The sequence below is a fragment of the Stenotrophomonas sp. STEN018 genome, from assembly GCF_056760235.1.
Genome location: NZ_JBRREK010000107.1, coordinates 1 through 4,927, shown reverse-complemented (window position 1 = coordinate 4,927; position 4,927 = coordinate 1). Strand labels below are relative to the sequence as shown.

Annotated in this window: 6 protein-coding genes and 1 pseudogene; 5 read left to right on the top strand and 2 right to left on the bottom strand. The window is 37.2% G+C overall.

Annotation, left to right across the window (positions count from 1 at the left end; translation table 11 throughout):
• The first annotated feature begins 99 nt into the window (after window positions 1–99).
• Both ACVOMB_RS20645 and ACVOMB_RS20640 read left to right on the top strand, forming a co-directional pair.
• Window positions 100–393 carry a type II toxin-antitoxin system RelB/DinJ family antitoxin gene (locus ACVOMB_RS20645; protein WP_279667087.1) on the top strand — a complete coding sequence of 98 codons (294 nt, stop codon included), beginning with the start codon at window positions 100–102 and terminating at the stop codon, window positions 391–393.
• On the top strand, window positions 386–667 hold the full coding sequence (locus ACVOMB_RS20640; RefSeq protein WP_279667085.1) for a type II toxin-antitoxin system YafQ family toxin: 282 nt from the start codon (window positions 386–388) through the stop codon (window positions 665–667). The genes ACVOMB_RS20645 and ACVOMB_RS20640 overlap by 8 nt, the downstream gene beginning before the upstream one ends.
• A 16-nt stretch (window positions 668–683) precedes the next feature.
• On the opposite strand, the gene ACVOMB_RS20635 is transcribed toward ACVOMB_RS20640, so the two are convergent.
• A complete protein-coding gene (locus tag ACVOMB_RS20635) occupies window positions 684–1,331 on the bottom strand; it encodes a hypothetical protein (protein ID WP_481532881.1) in 648 nt (215 codons plus the stop codon).
• A gap of 1,087 nt (window positions 1,332–2,418) precedes the next feature.
• On the opposite strand from ACVOMB_RS20635, the gene ACVOMB_RS20630 reads away from it, so the two are divergent.
• The 3 genes and pseudogenes from ACVOMB_RS20630 (at window position 2,419) to ACVOMB_RS20620 (ending at window position 3,893) form a co-directional block, all read left to right on the top strand.
• Window positions 2,419–2,766, top strand: a complete 348-nt coding sequence (locus ACVOMB_RS20630; protein WP_279667092.1) for a MobC family plasmid mobilization relaxosome protein — start codon at window positions 2,419–2,421, stop codon at window positions 2,764–2,766.
• Window positions 2,747–3,106, top strand: a pseudogene (locus tag ACVOMB_RS20625) (relaxase/mobilization nuclease domain-containing protein); the annotation flags it as partial. The gene ACVOMB_RS20630 and the pseudogene ACVOMB_RS20625, both read left to right, overlap by 20 nt.
• A 328-nt stretch (window positions 3,107–3,434) precedes the next feature.
• Window positions 3,435–3,893 (top strand): MbeB family mobilization protein, encoded by a 459-nt coding sequence (locus ACVOMB_RS20620; RefSeq protein ID WP_369334968.1) that lies wholly within the window; start codon window positions 3,435–3,437, stop codon window positions 3,891–3,893.
• Between the two features lie 375 nt (window positions 3,894–4,268).
• Here the strand turns inward: ACVOMB_RS20620 and ACVOMB_RS20615 are convergent, their stop codons facing one another.
• Window positions 4,269–4,787: a hypothetical protein gene (locus ACVOMB_RS20615; protein WP_279667089.1), complete on the bottom strand. Its 519-nt coding sequence runs from the start codon at window positions 4,785–4,787 to the stop codon at window positions 4,269–4,271.
• Window positions 4,788–4,927 lie beyond the last annotated feature (140 nt).

Sequence of the window (4,927 nt, the reverse complement as noted above, 5' to 3'; positions counted from 1 at the left end):
AATACTAAAGAATCAAAATTTCTTACATTAAATGTAATGAAAAAGTAAAGAATATGATTTACATTGTCTTTACATTATTTGTTTTTGGAGTGGTTAATTATGTCCGCAGTTAACTTTAATATGCGTTTAGAAGAAGATTTAAGGAATGATGCAAATCATATTTTTGAAGAATATGGTTTGACCATGCCACAAGCATTTAAACTTTTTTTAAATCAAGTGGTGAAAACAAGGACTGTTCCATTAGCTTTTGACTATGCGAAAGAACCAACTTTGACACCTAAAGCCGCTGCAAAATTATTGCAGTCACTTAATGAAATCGAAAAGGGTGAATATACCGAGTACGAAACAGTGGAAGAGGCTATTAAAGCCATGTCGGATGAAGCACATGGCTAAACGAAAAATCATCGTAACTAGTTCATTTAAACGAGATGTTAAAAGACGTTACTTAGATTTGGTTACGTCTGAATGGGCAGAAGTATTGGATTGTCTAGTTGTTAACAATCCATTGCCTGAGAAATATTTAGATCATCCATTAAAAGGTGGTGCTGAGTTTAAAAATTGTCGAGATTGTCACGTTAGACCTGATTTAGTTCTGATCTATAGGCTTGTTGGAGATGACACATTAGAATTACATCAGTTAGATAGCCATTCAGAGATTTTTGGTTAATTAGCAATTAAAGTTTCTATTTTTTACAAGCTTTTGCTTCTGTAGTACCTAAATTTTGAAAATGTTTCTCTATAAAAGTACTATTTTGTAGAGAAGTTTGGACAATTTCGTCAGCCATTGATTTATCTATATCTGAATATAATTCTGCTGAATAAGATGTTCTGTTAACAGAGTCAGCAGCCTTACAAAGTTTTAATATTTGAATTTCTCTATTTTCATTTTTCTTTTGAGATTCACTAAAATCACTTACTAACGCAGTACTGGTCGTTAGATGCTTGTCCATTAAGGTATAAAATTGAGCCTTACTCATTTTACATGCTTTTTCATGAGTCGTATCAAAATCAGCAACAAACACATTTCTAACGCTATCTCTTTGTTTCATTGCTAGTTTAATTATATTGTCTTTGTTTTCTGAATAGGAGAGATTAAATGACATATACACTAATTTAACTGCATCTCTTTCTACCTTACATAACTTAGTTAAGAGTAAATCTTCACTACTTTTACTATCTTTTGCTTTTAAATAATCACGAAAATCGTGTTGAAAAAGATTCATTTGATCTTGCATAGTTTTATTAACTTGCTGTTCTTCTATTGATTGGGCATGTGTTGTAATAGACAAAAATATTAGAGAAGTGAAAATAAGAGTAGTTTTAAATTTCATTTTTAAAGGCAATTTCAATAATTTTTGGGTAGCTCATTATAGCATTTACCTTTAAATTTCTTATAAAGGGTCATTTTATAAGTAGTTAAGTAAAGAAAAAGCCCGATAACTCTTGCAAGTTAACGGGCTTTTCCTTTAAATTCAGTGGGTACAGTTATTTGATGCTTCCAACATCAATTAACGAAAGATCGGCAGAGCTTCCAACTCGTACTGATATTCACCTTAAAGGCTAGTACCACTGCCTATTTTAAAGAAATAGAACAGTTACACAAGCCCCTAATTTGAAACTCTTCGTTAATTCAGCAGTTTAAATCATCAAATAAGCACCTCTAGGTCAAGCTTTGTCTACTTCTGTACGCCCATTTTTCGGTTAGACACATATAACGTGTGGTAGGAATAAGTGTCACTGGCGTTATATGGCAATAGTCGAAAGGCTAAACCGCTTACAGGGGAACTTCACATAGGCGGAGCGTTGGGAGTAGTTACATAGGACTGTTAAGTTGCATGTTGGGGAAACCCTCGCAGAGATACAGCCGTGTAGCGACAGGGAGCGCGTGGAGAGAGGTGCAAAGCCTTGAGTCCTTGTCTGCATAGTTAGCAAAGCTATGTGCGGATACGACCGATATACGTGGCTCCGAAGCCAAGATATATACGGAACATCGGCAGTACTTAAGGGATGTGTCATTTTTTTAAATGACAGCCCTTAGGGTGAGTATTGCCGAAACTCTCTCAACCGTTCACCAAAGCCAAAGCACGAAGTGCGACGCTTTGGGGGCGTGTTGAGAAGTTGAGTGCATTTGTTTTTACAAGATCTATGCCAAGTCCATTATTAATTTAATAGAGTCTATAACTTTAAATACCGAACTTAATCAAGAAAGTGAGCAAGGGAACTCTGCTTGATGCAGATCTGTTTCCATGCTACTTTTTTTGATTAAGAGCCAGCACACACAAAGTCCCCTTTCATCGCTTCGCTTGAAATGTTTCTTTGTGAGACTGGATCAGGGGCTTCACCCCCGATACCCCCGACAACAGCAAAGCTTAAAAATTTTCAATTTTCAATCTTTGCTGTTACCAAGCGAGAGATCCAATGACTGAGAAAGATCAAGTTAAAAGGACTAAAGAAATAAAGATCCGTTTAACAGAACAAGAACATCAAGAATTGTTAAACAGATGTACTAAAGCCAGTTTAGCGACATGGATGCGTGAAATCTGTTTAGGTGAAAAACAGACTAAGCAAAGTAAAGTCATTGAAGTCGATCCAAAGTTACTCAGACAGCTTGCAGGGATTGGAAATAATTTAAATCAGATTGCACGTTTGGTTAATCAACATCAGCACAAGCAAGACTCAACTTTAGACAGAATCACCATTGTTACAGCGTTAGCGAGTATTGAACGTGAATTGCAGAGGTTGAACGATGATCATAAAAATACATAGCCGTGGTGTTGGTTCGGGCAGTGGGCCTGTAGATTATCTATTGGGTAAAGACCGAGATCGTGAAGATGCACGTTTAGACCGTGGCGATCCTGAACAAATGATTCAATTGATTGACAGTACCTACTTTGCCCAAAAATATACTTCTGGTGTTTTATCCTTTGCTGAACGTGATTTAGAGGAATATCAAAAACAACAGATCATGGATAGTTTTGAAAGAACATTGCTCCCTGGTCTTGATAAAGATCAATACAGCGTTCTTTGGGTGCAGCACCAAGATAAAGATCGTTTAGAGCTTAATTTCGTTGTTGCCAATGTGGAACTTCAAAGCGGTAAACGCCTACAGCCTTACTATGATCCAGTCGATCGTCCACGTTTAAACGCATGGAAAGATTTAGTTAATGATCATTACCAGTTGCATGATCCGAATGACCCAATCAATAAACGTGAGCTATGTACGCCCAACAACCTACCCAAACATAAAGAAGAAGCCTCAAAAGCCATTACTGATGGGCTATTAAAAGTAGCTGAAAGCGGAAATATTAAAAGCCGTAATGATGTGATTAAAACCCTTGAGGGTGCAGGCTTTGAGATAGCGAGATCCACACCAAAAAGTATCAGTATTAAAGACCCTGATGGCGGTCGGAATATACGATTAAAAGGCAAAATATATGAGCAAGATTTTAGATTTGGCAAAGAGCTTCGAGGAGAAATCGAGCGAGCAAGCGAAGGATACCGAGCAGATCGTAGCAACCGAGTTCAAGAAGCACGAAAAACGCTTGATCGCCTTGCTGAACGAAAACGAGAAAGCAATCAGCTCCGCTATCAACGAGCAGAACCAACGCATACGCCCGATTATATTAAAAACATGGATGATCGTATCCATAGGTATAGTGACAGCGATCGCCCTAGCATGGGGTATTTTGATGTACCAAAGCCACAAAATCAGCAAGAACGCAGAGATTATCGCTCAACAGAACCTAGCTATCCAAGAGTTAGCGAACAAGGGGGGCAACGTGAAATTACAAGACTGTATCGACACCAAGAACCGCAAAAGATTATGCGTTTTAGTGAACAAGGACGCAGGGACTTGGAGCAATGGCAGTCTAATGGTTCCAATGGGGTATTAAACGATGACAGAATTAGAAAGGCACTTGCTCGAAGCTTTAGAACAAGCACAGGCACAACAACAGCAGAAGGAAGCGGATTTACGCAAGATGTTCGAGCATACACGGCAGGACAATCAGAGCGTCAAGGAAGCATTCAAGAGCTTGTTAGAGAGCATCAGCGCAACAGACGAGACCCGAAACGCCAATTTGAACAAATTAGTACGGCTTGTGAACAACTTGAGCGATCAGTTACAGGACTTCAAGACACAAAACAAAGCCTTGACCGAGCAATTACAAGTGCTAGAAATGCAGGTCAGCAAGTTAAAGAAATAAACGAGCCAAAGCGGAGTTATGGAATGAGGTTTGGCAGATGAGCCATCCCTCATTTTCAAGTGCTTAAATACTAAAATCGCATTCAGAGATTTTTTGCTGTAATTCTTTATATTTTACTTTAACTGCATCAAGTTTGGCTTGATTAGGGTTGCCATTAAAGAAAAAGCCATCAAATGGTTTCTTTTCTTCGGTGTACTTAATTTTTAAGTCGTTACAGTCTTTTCTATTTTTAACAGCAGTTTTGGCAATATCTTCAGAAATTTTTACATATTTTTGGTCACGAATACGTAGTGTTTTTCCATCATCAGATAAGTTGAACGGAATGACGGTTAAACCGTTATTAACCCCTAGTTCTTCTTTCTCAGTTTTTTCTAGAACAGTTTCTTTTTTTGTTTTACCTAATAGGTCGGTGTCTCTGAATATATTTTCATTAACAAGGTAAGTATCTTTATCTTCCTTTCGAATTTCTAAAATCTTTGGATACTTGGTGTCTTCTAATTGCCAGTAGCCAATATATTTGTCGTAAGGCTTTGAACAAGCAGTTAGAGCCAATGCTAAGAGAGTTAATAAAAATATTCTCATGATTTACCTGTGTTAATTAGACTTATAAGGGGAATAGCTTATTACTTTTTTGAAAAACCCCAAAAGAATACTAAAGAATCAAAATTCCTTACATTAAATGTAATGAAAAAGTAAAGAATATGATTTACATTGTCTTTACA